A 20,156-nucleotide genomic window follows, 5' to 3' on the forward strand; every position below is an offset into this window, starting at 1 on the left:
AAAATTTGTTGGTGTAGGATGGCCAGTGTAATCACAGTGATTACACTGGATAACAATAAAATATAAATAACATCCAATTCACACATCACCGGGAGTCTCCATGAGATTATTTTTTATAGGCATCATTTCGATATTTGCTACACTCTACATTAATGCAGTATCGGATCCGTTGCATGTAAAATCCACCGCGTCGACCTATCTTGGTTTCGAACCATACGACGGATTTGCTGCAATGAATAAAGATTGGGTGGACGATATCGACATCGTCGAAAGAGAAACTGGGGAGTCGGAGTTCACGCAAGTAGCCCATTTCCAACACGTCAGCAACGCGTTAATTAGCGTAAGTTCAGATATTAATAATTTCTGTCTGAGGCAGGCTCATCATTTGAATGCAGAGCCTCTGGAAGCACAAGAGATGTGTCATTCGCAATAGAAAAGTTACGGTGCAAAAAAAGGTCTACGCTCGCGTGGGCCTTTTTTTTTATGTGATAAAATCAATAGTGTAGATTGATAAAGGAAGACAGTCATGCCCAGCAAAAAGACAACAAAAAAAAACGACGCGCCAACGAAAGCGCCTATTGATCACCTTGCCAAAGGGCGAGGTAAATATGCGGCCTCCGCTGCGCAGAGTTTTCGCCGTATTTTACATATAGAAGAGCTGAATAAGTTTCGAAACGATAACTTTGATTCGGCGTATGCGGCCCGAGCTGAACAATATAAAAAACTTTTTGCGGATCTGTCAGAGTCACGGCTTAAGGGCTTGATGGAAGCGTTTACGCGCGAGTACTACAAGCCAGAATATAATCTCCTCGCTGAATATCAGGCTAAACGGACGCGTTGGGAAACACTGCAGGAAAAAGGAAATGGATCGCCCCTCCCCCATGCTGAAAGAAAAGAGTTCGAAACGCTTTCAGCAACAATGCAGATGAATGAATTCGAGTATGTCGGTTCTCGACTCCTTGACCATGATATTTACAAGCAGATTAAAGAAACGTTTGACCCTAAGCAATTAAAACAACTCCTTGATAAGGTTGACGTCCCTATTCGCGCAATATCTAAAAAGATGGATGAATCTCTTTTACCGGATGGCGTAAGAAAGACCCATGCCGCCACGATCGAGTTTTTCTCTACGAGCAAGCCTGAACTCAAAGCTGAAATTGAATCGATGAAAACAAAAGCGATCGGTGAGGCTGCAATGGAGCCTTTTAAACAGGCCTCGGCCATCTTGCGAGCAGGTATGATTCTGCATAACCCCTCGGGGTACCTAGTGTCGAAAGGCCTTTCCGTGATTATGAACACCAAGACCATGCGTCCTTTTGCGAATAGCATCAAGACAAGCGTAGATAATATGGTGGAAAAATCAGGGATTAAAGCGTCGATCAAACGCGAAGTCCAGAAACTATCTCCTCGTGCGGCCAAAATGATTGCCGGAGGTCTCGCTGTTGCAGCGTTCGGTGTCCTAACTATGACCGGCGTCATAGATCCCGTTGAGGCTGTAGAAAAAGGCATGGCCTTCGTTGATGACGTGACGACAAACGATTTTCTTCCATTCTCACTAGAGGATGGATATGCGGACTCTTCGTTAAAGTTGGGCTCAGGAGATATCGATATCTTTACAGGTGAAAACGCCCCAAGCAAAAGTGAAGTGGATCTCCTTTCTAATATGGGAATTGTTGTTGATGGGGAGGCTCAGCCGTCTCCGGATGTCACGCTCAGTGCAAGCGCTGATGTGAACACCGAGGTGGCGAGCACGCATGATGAGCCTACAATAAAGGATGCGCTAGCGAATAATGGCACCCAGCCTACCGGCGGGGACGCCCCGGCTAGCGAGGAACTACCAGACATAAGTAATGAGTTTTATAAAATTCAACCGGGTGATACCTTGTCAGAAATTATTGCCGCCAGACTGGAGGCAGCGCAAATCCCATATGACTATATGATGATTGATTCCTATGTCGATAAAGTTGTCGAAATGAACAGCGCAATTACAGACCCCAACCTGATCCTTGCTGGCTCCACGATTGAGTTACCTGAAGTTCCATCACCGAAACCAGTGATTTCAGTAGAGGCGTTGGTCGATGCGCAAAATGATATAACTTGCATGCCCGATCCTATCTCATCAAAAGAAATGGTGGAATTGAATCAACTTTGTTTGTACCCAACAAATGACCCTGCTGGAGACGCATTGCAGGAAGCGGTGGAAATTTTGTCTTCTCCAGAATACCAAGACCCTGGCCTAGGGACGCCTGATTACGTCCTCAGTGATGCTAAGAAGCCCCAAAGGGGCTTAGTGTAAACCGCGTTAGCTTAACCCCCCTTTAAAGGGGGGACCTTATTCCCAAACTATCTCAATATTTTTTTTCTCCAAAGAGTCTAAAGACTGTGCTTGGCTTGGTTCGTGAGGGACGATGACGCTTGCTGCTAAGAGCCCTATAAAAAAGGCGCATAAGCAGTGTGTTTTTTGCTTTACGTTCATATTATTACCTTGTTTTTGATGTTACAAACTCACCGTTTTGCTCTAAACGGCGTTCGCTTTGCTCTAAGCGACACTTTTATTTTATGTAATAAAAAAAACATAAGCAAGTTATATATAAAATTGCAATATAACAAAGGTGTGGATATAATAAATCATCCAACCAAGTGATTAATGTTATGAAGAAAAATAATTTACCTTTTGAAGTCACTGAGGAATATTACCGAAGCCTGGAGAATTCTGCGCTTGAGCTTGCTGAAGCAGAATACCAGTTGTCACTCATGACAGATGGCGTTGACATCTTAGAGAAATCCTTGATGTACAAGGCAGATTTGGATTTCAAGAACGCAACCGAAAGCAATAAGGCCCTGTCTGTTGAACTTCAACGTCGTGAAGCGAAAAGAAGTGCAGAGTATGCTCAAGCAGTCAGAGCGAAAGCCGCGGCCAAGCGCGCTCAATCTTTGGCTAAGTCTAGACGTTTTGATTTGGAAAAGCGATTTGATGAATGGCGAACTCGTTCCGCCGACAAACGCAGTCCTGGACGATTTTAAATTTTAAAACCACAAAGAACCTATCTCTGGGTAGGTTAAAGGAGATGTTATGTTGTTAAATGTGAAGAAAGGAATTTGTATTTTTACTTTAATGTGTTTGCCAGGATTAAGTTTTGCTGACGAATACGAACCGGGCGTTAATTACACCGTTGTATCAGATTCGGTAAATTCAAAAGATACAGTTACCGAGTATTTCTCTGTTTACTGCGGGCATTGTTACGCGATGGAGCTTCAAGGTATCCCGATGCTTAAAAAAGCACTTAGGGACGATATCACGCTAGAACAAACGCCTGTTAATTTTATGGGGTTTGTCAGTGAATCTTCTCAAAACCTCATGGCTAAGGCCTTTATGGCTGCTAGGGACAAAGAAAAAGGGGATGCGTTCCTTGATCTTGTTTTCCCGCAGTTCCACCGCGAGAAAATAGACAAACCGATAGCCGCTTTAGCTCAGGTGCTCGATATTGATGAAGCGGACGCGCTAGACCTTGTTCAAGACGAAGAAATTAATAAGCGCTTTTTGAAAGAAGTGGATGCTCAAAATGAACTGTTAAAACGAGGACTAAGAGGAACGCCGTCCTTTATCGTTAATGGGAAGTACCTTGTTAATATGGAAGAGCTGGACAATAAGGCCCCATTCAAAGATCTTGTGTCTCTGATCAAATATTTAAATGGGTTGGTGTGATATGAGTGAATTCAAAAGCGATAAAATTGATGTTTATGGTGACTTGACTTTTGATTGGGTGAAACTGGATGAAGTGGGGCTTAATGACGAGCAATTAAAAGAACTTCGAAACGATGAAAAGTCCCACACAGGTTTTTACATACGTATAGTTTCAGACGCCATCGAGTCCTATGTTTTACAAAATTCAGGGGACCAGGTTCCAACAAATAATGAACACCTCGAAAAGTTGATGGCATTTAGCGCTAAATTTTGTGAAAGAACCTACGCGATGGGGATTAGGAACACAAGTCCTGACGGGCCTGATTGGGTCAGAAAATGGCTGAATACCCAAGGCCCGATTTTTGTTGAGCATGCAAACGCATACCAAGAGCTATATCAACGGATATCCCACCTGACAGAAAAGCCTTACTTTATTTCTTCGTGGTCAATGGCGTTCATTGTTGATATTGCACTTGAAGTTGAGGGCGTTAAAGATCCCCTAGATTACAAAAGCCTTCCGAATAAGCGCATAGAAGATCTCAATCTCATTATCGATTACGCGGAGCACTGGATAACAGTTTTCTATCAGCATTTGGGATTCAAGAGCTAAAACCTGACCTTGCCTCAGAAAAAAGCAGCCGTCAAACGACGGCTTTTTTCGTGATAACATAAAAGTAATAGCCAAAAAGGATAATGGTATGATTCGAACTTTCACGGCATCACCAGTAAAAATCACCACAGCTAACTTTGATATGGTTGGTGGTGGTACTGGGGTTCAACGCCATGGTTTGGGGATGTATTTTGGTTCCCCCGATGTTGTTGAAAACTACTTTGAAAATTATCGCCATTACAAAGAGGCAGATGAATATGCGTACTTTGGTAACCACATGTTTGAGGCCGGCTCGGTTGAGTTCGGGATTTTATCCGCACTGAAACAAGAACAGCCAATCAACAACCTGGATTTATCGTCCATAAACAATGCCCTGAACGAAGATTTACAGTCTAATTCCGATGCGCTGGAAATCGAAATTCGCCATGGCGTGGTTCACAATGTTGAATTGCCTAATATCCGTATTGAAGAAACCCCGGATTGGGATGATTACATTCATGACGAGGAAAAGCTAATGTCACTCCAAATGTCTTTCTTGACATGCTTTTACCGTGAAAAAGGAGTGCTCTCGCTCGATTATGACGCGATGAATTTAGAATCGAATTACTCACCTGAAGAGATAGCCGATCTCCTTGACGATATGTTTTACGAAGCCTACAGCGAGTCACTGGAAAATGGTCTTAGTTTTTATTCGTCAGAAGATCAGGTTCGCCGGGTCTGGGACTACATTATTCTGGGTAATGAGGGTGAAGCCCCGGAACTCTATGATGATTTTATCGAAAAGATGCCTGAGTTGTATGAGAATGCGTTGAACGATATTGTGTTACACGGATTAAATTTAACTCCCGATAGCATCACGTATGGTGATTTGGTTCAGCAAGTGCAAAGCGCATTTTCCATAATGGGAAAAGAGAACCCTGGCCTTGAAACCGCACGTTTTCTGTCAAAAAACAAGATCCCGGCTTTGACTGGGGATGCCCATCATGTACTGGGTAAAGAATTGGTCGTTTACGACGAGGAAGTTCTGTCTCAAGCGAAATTTGAGCCGATGACAATCAACGAATTTCAGACAGCGCTATTTGTCGCTAGAGAACTTGTTGATGAACCTGAGCATAAGCCAGAGCAGCGCTATCGGTTTAGATGACGCTGCCCAACACTTAAAATACAAAAATCTGAGGTGCTTTTACCGAAATAGGCAAGAGAAACTTGAGTAATATATCCTCTGGCCATAGGTGTCCACTGCACAGTGTGAAGGCTACGGCGAATAGGACACCGATAGCCATGGACTTATTGTTGGTAAGGCTAAGCGCCACATTAACAATGATCATTAATGTGGAAAGCAACAGCAACAAAGGCAAGATAGCCCCCACTCTTAACAGATCTTTGTTTAGCGCGTAATCCGTCGGGTTCTGCCAGGCACGAGCATCGGTACTTAACGCAGCGTAGCTCTCGGCTTGGTATTGGTGCCAATAGTACCGCAAGTTAGCGTTAAGCCCAGCTCTGATTTTGTCGATGTAGTCAAGGCGCACTTCTCTTTTGGTGAGATCTGAAAAATTAACGATTGTCGTTCTGTCGTTAAAAAAGAACGGCGCTATTTTTTCTGCACCAAAAAGGAAAGCGTACTCTTGAGTGTATTGATCGTTTTCGCCCCATGGAATTAAAGGGAAATCAGCCTGTTCCTCTATTCCCAACGACCTAAAAATTTTCTGGCTCACCAAGTAACGAAAATAATCATCCCCGCTAAGATAAGGGGCAGCGGCGGGTGGCTGGTTGTAACCCAAGAAATCCGCAACAAGCTCACGCTCACGCACTCTTTTAGCATCAAGCAGAAACGACGGTAAGGCCGCATCCCACGATAACAGATCAATCTCCACAAGCAGTCCTTCGTCCGAGGTGTAGCGAGTCTTGAGACGTGGAGAATGGAAGCGAATTTCAGCTAGGTGAGAGTTGTAATAGGCTTTTGCCTTTTCCATTGTCACCGGAGCAACGTCCATGGCGTTTTGATATTCGATGTTATACCAAGGGTTAAGAGCCCATAGGTAAGACTCATTGATTGCCTGACGAAGCGCAACAATATTTAGGTGCTTCTGAAACCTCGCATTTTTAACCAGGTCAGTTTGGAACAATAAGCCCCGCTTGATAAGCGCGTTGATCACCTTCCGGTCGAGTTTATTCTTCGCTTTCCTATAAACCTCAGCATAGAGGGCAATATTGCGTATACCTGAAATGTAAGAGGCTTGAATCAACTTTTCTGACGGGGGGTAAAGCGTCATAAATCGGCTCACATCATCGTTATCTACCTTGGGGTTCCCAAAGTAATATAGAGAAAGATTACCCCATGACGGAGAGGACAGAGTTTGTATTGTAGAAGCCAAGGATTTTGGCTTATCACTGATCAGCGATGAAGAACGTTGTACTGCCTCGTATACCGCCCAGACACTAGTAATATAGATCAAAGGAATGAGAGCAAGAGCAAGTGCCGTTTTTTGTGTGCTGTACTTCTTTGCGACAACGCGGAAGAAAAGTACAGAAACCCCCACCCCAAAACTGGCGTAACCGAACCGCTCATAATCACCCAACGTGTTTGCCGTTAGAGGTGTTGAGTATAGCTTTGACAGGAAAAGCCAAGCTTGTATCTCGATACATAAATAAACCGTGGAAAAAAGTGTAAGTACATGCTTCATAGCGCCCCCTGATACTGCATGTATTATACAATATAACAAAGGTTAAATACATTAAAATCTGTAAATTTATGTTGTTTTTTTAACTTTTCCTTGATTACTTGAGCGCCATTAATGTATCCTTTAATCATCAAGGATGAGGAATGGAAAGTAATGGCTGGGCACATCAGTTCTATTGAGTTAAGGACAGCAATAAAAATCCCCGACTCTTTAAAAGCTAGGATTACAGAGTACGAACGCTCAACCTGGGCGGCAAACGTCACGTTGCCACAGATGAGCCGGCTCTGGAAGGACTTTTACGGTCTTTTGGAACGAGCTATAAAAAACGATAAGCTTGACGATAAGATCTTACTTACCATTATTTGCCATCTTTCTACGATAGATACCGTCTCTGTTCTTACTTATATTGAAAAGTTAAGCTTGCCTCGTCAACAGCGTTTCATCCAATTGCTGAATTGGGTAGCTGAAAAAAGTGAAGACGATGAAATGCGAGTCAACGCCAAACAGGTCGTTGAAAGGATTCTGACTGTTTATCGAAGTCAAGTTTATCCCGAAGTATTTTCTGCATCCCGAATCGAAAGGGCTACGCAGATTATTAGCCAAACCAAATAAAAGGATTGTTCATGAAGTTTAACGGATTAATGAAAAAGATTGCGGTTGCGACCGTATTGGGTGCGTCATCAATAACGGCTATGGCTGGTGGTTTGGATGGTGAGGCAGTTGATTCTGCACTGACAAAGCTGTCAACACACTTAACAGCCTCTGGCGTTGGAGATTTAGCTAAATCTATAAAGACTGACTTCACGCTAGCTCCCTACCAAGAAAAGGTTGACGGTGAAAGTTTCCCTGTTTTATTCGCTGATTCCTATTTCTTAACGACGGCAACAGGTGATGGCTTGATTCGTCCAAATGCGATGTATGTATCCAGCGGGGGTAAGTTGGTGCCGGCCTCAGATATCTTAACGCCGATTTTGATTGAATCAAGTAAAGGTAACTGGATTTCGCATGAATTGCCAGAAGGGGTGGCCTACGCCGGTGATCTCTATGTCGTAACTGACCCAACGTGCGGTTACTGTAAGATGGTTGAAAAGGAATTGGACCACTACCTGGACCAAGGCATCGTTGTTCATTACATCCCCTTCCCTCGCTCTGGAATTGAGGGGGCGCGTAAGCAGCAACCGGGCTATCAACGATGGCTCCAGGCTCTTTGTTCAGACAATCCAGCGGTTGCCTATCGCGAAATTACTTTAGGTGATACAACAACCTACGCAGATGCAGTGAATAAAGAAGGGTGTAGTGGTGATATGATTGATTCGGGCTATAAGTTAGGCCGAAGCATCGGTGTTAACGGAACGCCATTTATGTACCTTACCACCGTTGATGGAAAGTCGACAAAGGTGCCAGGGTACAAACCGTACGCTGATATTTTAGGTGATGTAGGAATAACTATTTCCCAGTAACCGAAGTGGCCGAGGGAAAAGGTGCGTTAAATACCAATTTAACGCACCTTTTTTTGTTATCTAGGTTTGGGCGGCGTTTTGCCCTTATTTTTCAGGCTCGGCTTTTGAATTTTAGGGGGAGAGACAACCAGACTCATATCGCGGTCAATATCGAGTTCTATACCGTTATCAATTTTAGGCATACTCAATAACCGGAAGTACATTTGTCGGGCAACCGGGAAAAAGGTGTCTGCGACTATGCTTAGAGTGTGAAAGTTCTCCTGCATATCACCGTCAAAATTGTCCGCATTGAGAATGTGTCGGCTAGAGACAATGAAGGATGAATCAAAATCCTTGTATGTAACTTGTTCAATGGGTTTTTTTAATATTTTTAGCCCCTCTCGCTGGGGGTTGAGTAAGTTCAAGTGGGTAGCATTCAATCCTTTGTGAGGATTGCGATGGTTAGCGAGCTTTCTAACCTTTAAGCCCCAACCTGTATGCGCAGATTTTACAGCAACAATTTTGGGTTTCATTATTAAATATCTATGAATTAAATTATCTATACGTCTAATTATTTTATCACACAAATCACGTATTTAACCTAATGGTTTCCGTCATACTCTTGGTTTTATTATTGCAATACCCATAAGTTTTTGATATTTTTATATCATCATATTATTTAAGGATAATCCTTTGAACCTCGACGATTTCAACCCGGAACAAAAGGAAGCTGTCACTTTAAGTCATAAAACCGAGGACTTAAAAAAAATACTGCTTATTGCTGGCGCAGGAAGCGGGAAAACGCGCGTCCTCGTTCACCGAATCTATTACCTTGTGAAAAAATGCAAGGTACCCTCGAAAAACATATTAGCTTTAACCTTTACAAAAAAAGCGGCATTAGAAATGCGAACGAGAACGTTGGCTTTGATTGGGGAGCGGCAACGGGTAAAGATGAGTACCTTTCACTCCCTGGCGGCGGATTTGTTGCGGGCCTTTGGTCAGTCAAAGGTTGAAATTATTGATGATAATGACAAGGACAAAATGCTCCGCTTGCTCACAGGACACATGCGGGCAGAAACCGGTCAAGAAATAGAGCTTAGAAAGTTCAAATCCTGGTTGGGCTTAAACCGAAACAAAGGGGTTGACCCTGAAAAAGCTGAACCCGGCGACAGCTCGTATGTTGCCGGGTTTCGTGTGCTTGCAAGAAAATATCGCGAGATGAAAGCGCAAATGCACGTTATGGATTTCGATGACTTGCTTGAAAAGACGGTTGCGATGCTGGAATCCAACAGCCCCCTTGTCGACACGCTCAGGACTCAGTGGCCCTATGTGATGGTTGATGAATATCAGGACACCAATAGAGTGCAATTTCGTTTCCTCAATCTCTTGTGTGGCGAAAACACCCAGTTGCTACAAGTTGGTGACGAGGATCAGCTTATTTACTCTTGGCGTGGCGCAGAAATAGAGCATATTCTCAAATCATATCGTGATTCTTTCAATTCCAAGAAAACGAAGTGCATCGTGCTCAACCGAAATTATCGCTGCGCGGGGAATATACTGACGTTAGCCAATGAAGTTATTGGACAGAACGCACTACGCGCCGGTAAATCGCTTGTCGCACATAAGGGGCGTGGTTTACCGGTTAAAATTAGCATACATGAAGATTGTAAAAGTGAAGCGGAAGCTATAGCGCAGCAAATAACACGTTGGCATGCCCAAGGAACGCCTTTTGATCGTATGGCCACTCTGTTTCGGACTAACCGCATGTCCCGCGAGTTAGAATCAGCAATGATCGCGGAAGGGATCCCCTACAAACTTCATAATGGAACCGCCCTCTTTGATACAAAAGAATCACAATTGTTGATGGCGCTTTTACGTTTTACCGAACGTCCCGATGAATCGTTTTTTTTAAGAGATATCTTCGCTCAAATTAAGCATGGAATTGGACCCGCGACAATCGATAAGGAAGATGAAGATCGCCGCGAGTCTGGTGTAGATTGGGTCGCACACATAAAATCATCTGCAGCACTAATGAAGAAAAAGCGTGTTTCCGAATTGGTTATGTTCTATGAAGGTGCTAAGGAATTACTTAATGCAGGGGATTTAGTAGGAGCAGCCCAGTATTGGTTTTACCACTGGGATTTAACCCAATTCTACAAGGAAGAAACAAGAGAAAAACGAGCAATAACCCTGACTCATCTCTTAGCAGTGATAGAGAACTATGTGCATGATGCCGTTTTACGAGACGTAACACCGACCGTTCTCGACTTTCAGGAACAACGTATGTTAAACGACGTGTTGCTTGATGGTGAGAAAAAGGATGAAGTCAACTTAATGACGGTACATAAAGCAAAAGGGTTGGAGTTTAAATGTGGTGTTATTGTGGGAATGCAGGACGGAGTATTCCCTAAAGAAGCCAGTGAGTTTAGCAGCGGCAATGAAGAGGATTTCCGAATCGCTTATGTCGCGATAACACGATTTGAAGAAGAATTGGTTTTAACAAGGGCACGATACAGAACAGGGTTTAATAGAATATCGACCTATTCAAGTTTACTTGATGAGCAGGCAGACTCGCTAATTGAGGAAAAGGTTCTTGATTATGTCGATAGCGGAAGAATAGATACTAAAGCTTTGTAATATTAACAGAGTGTTGCTATAATTGTGTATGGTTTCATTATGGATATTAGAAGTGGGGGCTTCTACCATCAATGAAAAGAACCTGCAACTTCAAGTGTAAAGTGTTGGTTGCTAGGGGATTTGTCGGTTCCTGTCAAAAAGCAGGAGATTAATGTGGATATTAACGTTTATTTGAAAAGTGCATTCCAGGTCTATCCGACTATATTCAGGGATTTTTCGCTTTTTTTATCGAAAGACTGTGTTCGAGACGCTATCTTGAACCCTCCTCTCCCAATATGTTGCGGGGGGTGCAGTGGTAATATGTTAAAGAATGTCACGGTCAGCAAGGCGGGCAAAACGGCTTTTTCGTTTTCTTGCGAACAGTGCGACGTAAATTCTGGTGAACCACAATCAAGTTTAGGGAAAGCTGTATGGGCTCTCTATCGTAAGAAAGGGTCTGGATACCACGCGGTTCCCCCGATTATTCAAGAAAATAGTTATCAGGTTTTGGATAAGCGGGCCGCACAAACATCCGGGAAAGAGGTTGCCTTGCGTTGGCTTGCGGCTGTTAACTTCGTTGATAGGGCGTGGAAGCTGCAAACTAAAACTGGTGATTTTAAACAGTTGAGTCAAGATGACCAAGAGTACATCAAAACGATTACTTTAGTGCTTGGGGTGGTGAAGCGTCAGGCAGTCGAACGCCTAGCGCAGCTCGGTGTTGATGTCTCCCTGCCAGAGAACAATGCTCAGCTAGTGGGTGAAATGAAGTCGATAACTGAGGAGCGTCGTCGTTACTACCCGCTCTATAAGTCAAACCTAACAAAGACGATGGCCTTTAAGGTTAGCAAGCTTCTAAACTGAATCTATTCCTATCATCAGGTCCATTGCTTTCGAGCATGGGCTTTTTTTTTACAACAAAACACCCTACGCATGGAAAATATTTTGAAAAAGAAGATACTATAATCAAAAGGTTGAATAAGGATATAGTTATGAATGTTCAGGACGACATAGCAAGCAAACAGATCTCCAGTTATGAACAAGCCCGGACGCGGATTGACAATGTGGCGTCTTTGGCGGTGACAGCGATTATTTCTCCAAGTCGGCATGCAAGACTGGCTGGCGAAGAAGATCAGGTTGTTCGGTTGAAAGCCACAGACCCATCAGGATTTGAACTTGAAGTCCGTCAGGGGAAGGGAGCGTTTAACGACGCAGAAAAAATTTCCGTTTCGGAACTGTTTAATAAAAGAGGCGAAACCCCCGAGAATAGCCACTTACGGATCCCTGGTTCTGGCTCTGTAGCGAAAAAACTCAGTGGCGCATTGCATTTACTCAACATAAAACAAGACGTTCAGCTTGATGAAGCATTAGAAATATCATCACAGCATCCTGAATTAAAATCATACAGTCGGTCAGGCCTCTCTGTGATAGTAGATAGGTTTCGGGTTGATATTGGTGAGAAAAAAGAGCCAGTTAGAGAGCCTCTTGTAGCCACCCCCAAGCCGAAGCGATAAAAAAGTATCGTAAATGCGAATATTTTTTTTGTTGTGACATTATATAGCAATGTATGTAATGGAGTCAGTTATGTTTTCTTTAAGAAAAGGGATTTTTCTTACCGTGTCGATTATGTTTTCCCCTGGATTGTTCGCGGATGACTCCTCTGTCTTAGGGGATCGTGAGAATGTTTTAGAATGCTCATACTCTGAGGTTGTGGCCTACATGGATTTACCAGATCCAAGCAGAAAGGTTATGAATGATTATGACGCATGGACTGACGCATACAAAAGCACCGAGCTAGTGAAGTCGGAATCAGATCCTCTTGTTTGCTTATCCGTGCTCTATGGTGATTTGTCCGCAATTGGAGATCAGTTGGAAATGGCAACTGATAGTTTAATGTCTATGCAATTGCCGGGTATGGATGAGATTCTGTCTCTCCTTTCAGATCAATTGCTTGAGTCCATCTGTTCTCGGGTCGAAGTGATTAAGGATACTGGAACCGAGGCTATCATCGCCGGTATCGACACCTTTCGTGAGCAGGCTGAAAAAACAGTCAAAGAGCGTTATGGTGCTGATGCAATGGAGTCGTACGTGACGGATGCGGTGATCCCACCTGAGTTTGAGGATGCCGGCCTCCTCTATCGTAATGGTAAGATCGACAGTTCCCAATTTACGAAGAACATCAAAAGTCGCTGGGAAGACGAGCTTGATGAACTGAGAGACGATATCGTAGGAACGGACTGATAATTGGCTTCGCGGTGCGCGACATGGATGTTGAAATGGTAAAAAAGAAATCAGTTAAGATAAACGAGTTTATACAACAAGCTGCATCAATGCATGTGCTTAATACTGTCTATTCTTTAGGGCTGGTTGTCATCGCGTTGTTTACTCATACTTTAGTAAAAAACGACTTCCCTACTTCGTTCTACCATACATTAGCGGTCTCTACACTCGGAGCCTCACTCTGTTTTAAACTTGTTATTCAGTATACAGGGGTAGCTCAAAAATGGCTGAATGAAAACCATATTGAACTCATCATGACTGCGTTGAATGTGTTGGTTACCTTTCTGCTACTGTCCCCGATACTCAACAGAACAGAACAATCGGGTGAATTGTTTCTTTTCCTTCAATCATTTATACCAACCTCGCTGTTTGTGCTTATCTCACCTATTTCATGGAGGAAAAATCGGGAATATTATGGGTTTTTCGGCTTTGTTCAATGGGTGATTATATTAAGCGTTTCAATCTGGTCATGGTCCATCATTCTGTCTCTTCTCGAACAAAGAGCTTTTTTCAGTATCGCTTCAAATATGGTTGTTCTTCTTAGTCCGATCTTTCTTTCTGTGATACGTCGTAAACAAATGGAGCGCCTAGAAGCCACCATTTATGAAGAAATATACCAAGATCCCTTGACGAAAATACCTAATAGGAAGTGTTTCTATGAGTATTATGATGAAGTGAGAGCTTTGAGCCGGAAACCAGCAAAGTACTTTGACGGTTTCGTAGTTTTTTTTGTAGATATAGATCACTTCAAGCTTTACAACGATTACTACGGTCACGAAGAGGGAGATTTGTGTCTTGTGCAAGTGGCGAGCTACCTTGAGAAATTAGCAGGTCGCTTAGGGCTTTCATGTTTTCGGTATGGCGGTGAAGAGTTTGTTCTGTGTGGGGCGATAACAAAAAAAGCATGGGAAAATATACTTGGTTCCCAAGAGATATCTGAGTGGTCAAAAAGCAACCTGACATTGCCTGTGGAGCATGCCCAAGCCCCTTCTGGCAAGCTAACCTTGAGCGCCGGGGCGGCGTTTGTTGTCCCCTCGGTGATCTATGAAAGCAATGCTGGGGAAGTGACCAAGCTTGCAGACCATTACCTTTATAAATCAAAAAGAGCTGGGAGAGCGAGACTTACCGTTGCGGAATCTTTCAATGTAACCTAATGAATTTCTTCTATTAAAAAGCAATGTATTGTCGTTAAGTGCAATTAAAAACGAAAAGCGACATTTACCTAGAATTGTTTTTAAGCTCATCCTTTGCGTAATTATCGCTCTCACTTTTCAGAAGTAAAATCAATCCCGACGGGATGACGTCATCAACGCATATGATACAGGTGTATTACTACCTCACTGACGGAATCAGAATATTTTTATGATAGAATAGTTGAAATAAGTTTCACACAGGCAAGGATGCATGAAAACTTTAATTACACCTTTTTTTAAGTTTGTATTAGTAATTTTTATTGGTATTTTAAGCATCAACGCACAGGCGGAGTCGACGGATACGGCGAAGGATGAATCGTTGCCTTGTGGTATGACAATGACCGCCGATGGAGTGGAGGTTGAGTCAGGAAGTTTTGAGATATGCCCCAATGACATTTCATTCCAATCACTTTACATTCTATTTGGTGAAATTTTAGGTGATGACGCTTACAGAGATCTCTTCCTTCTTTTCGTAGATTCAAGCACGTTAGACAGTGATTTTACTTCGTTTGCTGATGAATCGTTAGGTGTCTCTTTCCCAATTTACCTCATTTTGTCAGGCGTAGCGGTCGTTGGCTGGACGCTTCTTAGTCCGTTAATAGCAACCAAAGCCTGGAAGGTTCTTCACCATTTTAAAAAAACGGGTTCGGTAAATTTTGCTGAATCACAAGGAGACGGTGTTAAGTTCATCGCCTACCTATCCGTGTTGTTAATGCTTGTTGCGCCTGCTGGGTTGTCAGGTGGGAAAGATGGAAGTCTCCCGCCGTTGATGCTAGGGCAGGTTTTAGCAATAACCGCGGGGCTCCCCGCAATTCAAAGCGGAAATGGCATCTTTTCAACCTACTTGGCCGCAACAAATACCGCTTCCACAGAAATAAATCTCCAGGAGGAGTTTTTGCTCCCAAAAGGTCAGTCAACTACGAATAAGTTGGTTGAAACTCAAATGTGTGAGAATGAAACAAGGAACGCCTTGCTCTCAATGAACGCTAAGCCGGACTCTGAGTTTTTTAGCAATTTTTCATTTACAGAATATTTTGATTTTGACAATGAAAACATCGTTGGTCGTTATGATAATTGCTTGTCTTATGTTGGTAAGGCTGAAAAAGGGTTGTTTCCAGACAGTATAAGCCGTTTTACCCTAGATAAAACGAATTTCATGTCCAGTTACTGTGCCGGAAGTCTCTCCTATAAGCCTGACGCGTACGGGTATGCGCATACCTGTGGCAGGATCCAATATGATTACGGTCAGGATAAATACGCAACCCTCATTGAAGGGGAAGAATCTGAAAGTGGCGATGATATGGAGGATGTCCTCGAAACGGTTCAAGATGCTATTGATGTAGCCGATGTTTACAGTCGCTACAAATTAATTATTAAAGATTCTTTAAAGAAAATATTATCAGACGACGCTATTTTGGCTAAAGACAAGTATGCCGACATCGATGAATTAGCAATGGAGAACGCCGCAATTATCGAGGCTCAACTAGCCGAAATCCCTTCCTTGAGTAAGGGGACTAATGATGAGCGACAAGCAAAATACATGGCGGCAGGAACGGCGTTGCTTGGTGGGAGTTTTACGGGTTCATGGACGGACGGTACAGGGCATCTCTACGAAATGGCCGGTAATGGGTTGTGGAAAACGAAGGCGTATTTACCCGTTAATTATGAGGGTGAAAGTATCCAAGACATTTTTGGGCTCGACACGCTGCTCTCCGAAGCCCGTTCTATAGCGGAAGATATTAGATCATACTATTGCGCGGTACATTGGGCAGATGAGCGTGAAACAAGAAAGGTTATTGCTGATTATAATATGAATGCTGATAGCGCTGACGATTTGGCTGCGGCCATCGGTTCACGTTCTGTGTCTTATCGTTGCATTAAGTTTCTTACTGAAGATGAAGAGGGAGAGACGGATTTTGACCGGTACGTGACCTACATGGTTGATGACGATAAAGCGTTTACTGATCTCGTCGAGATTGGTGATGGTGACGGCTACCAGTTTTCATCAGACAGTGATGGCTTAATAGAAACGCAAAATTATATGGCTGAGGATGTTGCTTCTGAACTTTATAGCGACATTCAGTATAAAACATTTGTTTTGGCGTCTTATATCGCCTCCGTCCAAAAAGCGCTCTCTGACTCTCTTAGTTCAAGTCTGTCTACCGCAGAGGAAGAAGCGACAAATGATCTTAATCTTCGGGAGCTAGGCTGGGGGGTATTTGGAGGTGCCCTTCTCTACAATGGGAGAACGAAAGGGAGTGCGGCCCATCTAGGAAAGACGATTGAGGGGCTGATCAGTGTTGAATCGGGTGGTAAGGGGTTGAATTTTGTTGAATCTTCTGCGTTTGGCGAGAATTTGGACCAGGACAAGATTGATGAGCTTTACGCCCCTTTCGAACTCGACAACCTACTTACCGTTGGTTTTAACAGTACGGGGAGCTACGGGGGACCAACTGGGATCCGATCTGACGACATGAAGTCGAAGGAAATGATGGAGGTTTTCATGGGGTATCTCGAACAAATACTGTTTGGCCCGATGGATCACATTAAGTCAGCGAGTGGTATGGAGATTGACAGCTCTTTTAGTAGTGGTTTGCAAGAATGTTTCGAGTCAGGGACGAATAAATGCCTAACAGGTGCGAAGCATCCGCTCATCGCGCTTTCTGATTTCGGAAGTGAATTGGTTGATAATATGCTGACATTAATGGTCACGCATGGAATATTAAAAGTGGTTGTTAATGCCGACCTCGACCAGGTTATCAATAAATCGAAAGGAAAACTGACCGGTTTTTCTAAGTCAAAAGGAGATTCTTGGTGGGCTAAGTCTAAACGCTATGCTGGTCAATTGGTCGATACAGTGGCAAGTGTGGTTTCTGGACTCGTTAAGCTTCTGTTGAACCTGATCATTAAAATAATGGAAATGGCGTACTTGGTGTTAGACCTTTTTATGCCTGTCATCATGATATTGGCCATTGCAGGAATTATTTTTGCCTACCTATTACCGATGCTGGCTTATATCTACGGCTTTATGATGCTCTTGATGTTTCTGGTTCTAATCGCAGCCTTTTGTATCGTCATCCCCTTTTATGTATTCGTAAAGCTTCTGAATATAGAAAGCGAATATAAACAGGGCTTCATGAAACTTTATCAAGATTTTGGTAGTGCCTACGTCACACCGGTATTTTTTGGGCTTTCAGCAGTGGTCTCTTGGTCCTTGATGGTCGTGTTGTTGTATGCAGTCAATACGACGTTTTGGATTTTAAGTATGGGATTAGAAGCGTCAACGGCATCGTCATCAGGGTTGGCGGTTATGTTCATGAAGATCTTTCTTTATGTCGTTTACTATGTTGCTTTGTTTGTCTTGTTTAAGTTTACTCTGGGTATTTTAAAAACGATGCCTGACATGTTAAGAGAAAAAATTAACATGAAACGCGCAAATGATGAAAAGTACATTGAGTCGTTAGGCTTTGAACAATATGTAGCCGGGCAAGTCGGCTACCAACTTACACAGACTATTTCTAGTATGCCTGGGAAGCTCGCAGGAGCATTAAGTGACGCCTCCATTAGTGGTAATTTCAAAACTACGGATGCGCTACAGCGTGAAGCACAGCAAGCGGAAGCGACATTGGCGAACATGCAGGCGTTGCATGAGAAGATCAATGCGGAAAATGGGGATACCTCCATGGGAGGAGACAATATGGGGCCGGATAGCGCGGCAGCGCCAGCGACTGATAACAGTGAAGCGACCAGTTTGCCTCAAGACGACCAGGACGAAGAAACGCCAAGCGATGATACAGATACAGGTCCGGAGACCCCTCAAGACCAGCAAGATGATGGTGAGGAAAACAGCCAAAATCCTGATGACTATAAAAAATAAAAACCATATTACTTGATGTATTATCTTGGTTATAGTAATATGGTTATCTAGCTAAGGGGTTTAATTTGATTGTTATATATCCGTTCTCAGCAGAGTCAAACACGAATGATTTTCTGAATCATGACAGTGATGCGTTCTCGATGACACCGATAGTAAGGTTGATGGAGTCTAGCGTGCACAGCCAATTCAACCGGTTATTTCGAGAATATAAAGTCAGGGAACAACTGGTACAAAACGACTACCGCGAACGAATGGCTTCCGGTGACTTTTTCTACATTCCGACTGAATTTGGACATATTGTATGCTTTGGCGTAACTCATACAATGACAATGGACGATGTAAAGGCCGCACTCGATCCTTTTGAAAGTGTCGTGTCAGGTGAAAAAATTGTTTTTTTCGATGGCTTTAAAAAATGGGTTCCAGGTGCAGAGTATTTATCAGAATGTATAGCCAATATGAACGCCGGTCTAGTTTGTCAGGAATGGGATTCTTTTAAACGCAACATTTCTCAAGAAAAGGAAAAGGATTTTCAATGAAATTAAAAGTGTATTTTATGCAGGAATTACACAGAACGTGGCGTATCATCTTAACGCATAAATATATGTTGATGTTTTATGTGGTGATAGCCAGCGTAACGCAGCTTCAGGCGTACTCATTAGAGTATAAAGCCGCCATGTCTGCGGCTCCAACAGACATAGCACAAGCTGTGGCTTCGGGCTCGTTACTTCTTTGGGCTGAAACACTGGCCGCAATATGTATCTTTAGTATGATAACCGCCAAAATGAAACGAACAGCGGTAGGTAAGGTTTCAGTCTTCGGGCTGTTTGGCATCGTTGCTTATAGTTCAATGTTTCTTGTTGTCTACTTGATAACCGCTTTGGTTATGCTCGGTTTGTTATATACCTCGCTGGGAGGCACTTCATTACTTGACGGTACGCCAACCGATCCCGAAGATGCCAAACATATTGCCGGAACAATGATGTTATTCATTCCTTTAGTAATGGGTTTCCCTTACGCTGCCAGTGCATTAGCCTTGCGTCAATTCGCAAAAAACAATGCAATTAAAGCCATTTCCAAGCGTATGAAACGTCAAGAACGAAAGAAATACGGTTACTTACCCTCTTACATAGTGTTTTTCAATGTTTGGAAACAGCTCGTGACGAAACCCTATTACGTTGTGTTATCGATCTTGTTTGTATTGCTGGTTTCGCCAGAAATCTATCTCCCTGACGCATTGAAATCATCTATGCTATCAACTTTTATAGTGATTACAGGCCACGTACTCTTATTGCTTATCTATCTATCTGCGTACAACGGCGGGTTAATTTCGTACTTGTTACTGCCAACTGTTGACGATGAAGAAGAAAATCAAGGGAACAGTGTAGATGGCATCTAAATTCGACTTTACAGAGTACATTGCCGAGGTAGAGCGCTTAACCCGTGGACACCGGTTTGTCGAGTCGGAAGAAGAAACGGGGGTTGTTGTCACTGTAGGTAACACTCCATTACATCCTGGGTTTATTTACGGCTATAACTGTCATGATCATCAAGATCCCAAAATGTGGGCAAAGCTACTTTCAAGGCTGGGAACGTTGTCGGAGACCCCCCCACCCTTGCCTGTCGTCATGCACTTTGATCCTGATGCGAAACCTGTCCCATGCGTGGAACACAACTTTTTCGTTAACGCTGTCGACTCTCTTCCTATCATCATGGAAGCATTTATGAACACAGGCAAAAGTTTTTTTGTTCTTACGCCAGTTCAAGCCCTTTCTATAGAA

At 43.2% G+C, this 20,156-nt stretch carries 19 protein-coding genes; 17 read left to right on the plus strand and 2 right to left on the minus strand.

All coding sequences use genetic code 11. The features are described from left to right. Positions 1-100 precede the first annotated feature (100 nt). The 6 genes from V5298_RS01250 to V5298_RS01275 all read left to right on the plus strand — a co-directional run bounded on the left by V5298_RS01250 (position 101) and on the right by V5298_RS01275 (position 5,439). Complete coding sequence (locus tag V5298_RS01250) at positions 101-433, plus strand: hypothetical protein (protein WP_332929642.1); 333 nt, start codon at positions 101-103, stop codon at positions 431-433. A gap of 93 nt (positions 434-526) precedes the next feature. Next, the gene (locus V5298_RS01255; protein WP_332929643.1) at positions 527-2,296 is read left to right on the plus strand and encodes a hypothetical protein; all 1,770 of its coding nucleotides are present in this window, start codon (positions 527-529) and stop codon (positions 2,294-2,296) included. Between the two features lie 356 nt (positions 2,297-2,652). Beyond that, positions 2,653-3,024, plus strand: a complete 372-nt coding sequence (locus V5298_RS01260; protein WP_332929644.1) for a hypothetical protein — start codon at positions 2,653-2,655, stop codon at positions 3,022-3,024. A 49-nt stretch (positions 3,025-3,073) separates the two neighbouring features. After that, a complete protein-coding gene (locus V5298_RS01265) occupies positions 3,074-3,706 on the plus strand; it encodes a DsbA family protein (protein WP_332929645.1) in 633 nt (210 codons plus the stop codon). A gap of 1 nt (position 3,707) precedes the next feature. Continuing rightward, positions 3,708-4,295 (plus strand): hypothetical protein, encoded by a 588-nt coding sequence (locus tag V5298_RS01270; protein WP_332929646.1) that lies wholly within the window; start codon positions 3,708-3,710, stop codon positions 4,293-4,295. Positions 4,296-4,383: 88 nt separating this feature from the next. After that, entirely contained in the window at positions 4,384-5,439 is a 1,056-nt protein-coding gene (locus V5298_RS01275; protein WP_332929647.1) for a hypothetical protein, read from the plus strand. Between the two features lie 13 nt (positions 5,440-5,452). Here V5298_RS01275 and V5298_RS01280 read toward each other — a convergent pair whose 3' ends face one another. Next, complete coding sequence (locus tag V5298_RS01280; protein WP_332929648.1) at positions 5,453-6,979, minus strand: hypothetical protein; 1,527 nt, start codon at positions 6,977-6,979, stop codon at positions 5,453-5,455. 111 nt (positions 6,980-7,090) lie between these two features. Between V5298_RS01280 and V5298_RS01285 the strand changes: the two genes are divergently transcribed. Both V5298_RS01285 and V5298_RS01290 read left to right on the plus strand, forming a co-directional pair. Beyond that, positions 7,091-7,588 carry a hypothetical protein gene (locus tag V5298_RS01285; RefSeq protein WP_332929649.1) on the plus strand — a complete coding sequence of 166 codons (498 nt, stop codon included), beginning with the start codon at positions 7,091-7,093 and terminating at the stop codon, positions 7,586-7,588. A gap of 11 nt (positions 7,589-7,599) precedes the next feature. Further along, a complete protein-coding gene (locus tag V5298_RS01290) occupies positions 7,600-8,436 on the plus strand; it encodes a thioredoxin fold domain-containing protein (RefSeq protein ID WP_332929650.1) in 837 nt (278 codons plus the stop codon). Between the two features lie 56 nt (positions 8,437-8,492). Here V5298_RS01290 and V5298_RS01295 read toward each other — a convergent pair whose 3' ends face one another. Then, positions 8,493-8,948: a hypothetical protein gene (locus V5298_RS01295; protein ID WP_332929651.1), complete on the minus strand. Its 456-nt coding sequence runs from the start codon at positions 8,946-8,948 to the stop codon at positions 8,493-8,495. 160 nt (positions 8,949-9,108) lie between these two features. Here V5298_RS01295 and V5298_RS01300 point away from each other — a divergent pair, with 160 nt between their 5' ends. The 9 genes from V5298_RS01300 to V5298_RS01340 all read left to right on the plus strand — a co-directional run. Then, positions 9,109-11,052: an ATP-dependent helicase gene (locus V5298_RS01300; protein WP_332929652.1), complete on the plus strand. Its 1,944-nt coding sequence runs from the start codon at positions 9,109-9,111 to the stop codon at positions 11,050-11,052. A 300-nt stretch (positions 11,053-11,352) separates the two neighbouring features. Next, entirely contained in the window at positions 11,353-11,892 is a 540-nt protein-coding gene (locus V5298_RS01305) for a hypothetical protein (protein WP_332929653.1), read from the plus strand. Positions 11,893-12,020: 128 nt separating this feature from the next. After that, complete coding sequence (locus V5298_RS01310; RefSeq protein WP_332929654.1) at positions 12,021-12,542, plus strand: hypothetical protein; 522 nt, start codon at positions 12,021-12,023, stop codon at positions 12,540-12,542. Between the two features lie 70 nt (positions 12,543-12,612). Then, positions 12,613-13,269, plus strand: a complete 657-nt coding sequence (locus V5298_RS01315) for a hypothetical protein (RefSeq protein WP_332929655.1) — start codon at positions 12,613-12,615, stop codon at positions 13,267-13,269. A gap of 23 nt (positions 13,270-13,292) precedes the next feature. Further along, complete coding sequence (locus V5298_RS01320) at positions 13,293-14,462, plus strand: GGDEF domain-containing protein (RefSeq protein WP_332929656.1); 1,170 nt, start codon at positions 13,293-13,295, stop codon at positions 14,460-14,462. A 250-nt stretch (positions 14,463-14,712) separates the two neighbouring features. Next, the gene (locus V5298_RS01325) at positions 14,713-18,378 is read left to right on the plus strand and encodes a hypothetical protein (RefSeq protein ID WP_332929657.1); all 3,666 of its coding nucleotides are present in this window, start codon (positions 14,713-14,715) and stop codon (positions 18,376-18,378) included. A 173-nt stretch (positions 18,379-18,551) separates the two neighbouring features. Continuing rightward, positions 18,552-18,914, plus strand: a complete 363-nt coding sequence (locus V5298_RS01330; protein WP_332929658.1) for a hypothetical protein — start codon at positions 18,552-18,554, stop codon at positions 18,912-18,914. Further along, positions 18,911-19,774 carry a hypothetical protein gene (locus tag V5298_RS01335; RefSeq protein ID WP_332929659.1) on the plus strand — a complete coding sequence of 288 codons (864 nt, stop codon included), beginning with the start codon at positions 18,911-18,913 and terminating at the stop codon, positions 19,772-19,774. The genes V5298_RS01330 and V5298_RS01335 overlap by 4 nt, the downstream gene beginning before the upstream one ends. Further along, the coding region (locus tag V5298_RS01340; RefSeq protein WP_332929660.1) for a hypothetical protein at positions 19,764-20,156 on the plus strand (393 nt) is incomplete at its 3' end. The genes V5298_RS01335 and V5298_RS01340, both read left to right, overlap by 11 nt.

The sequence above is a fragment of the Alteromonas sp. 14N.309.X.WAT.G.H12 genome, from assembly GCF_036697315.1.
Lineage (GTDB): Bacteria > Pseudomonadota > Gammaproteobacteria > Enterobacterales > Alteromonadaceae > Alteromonas.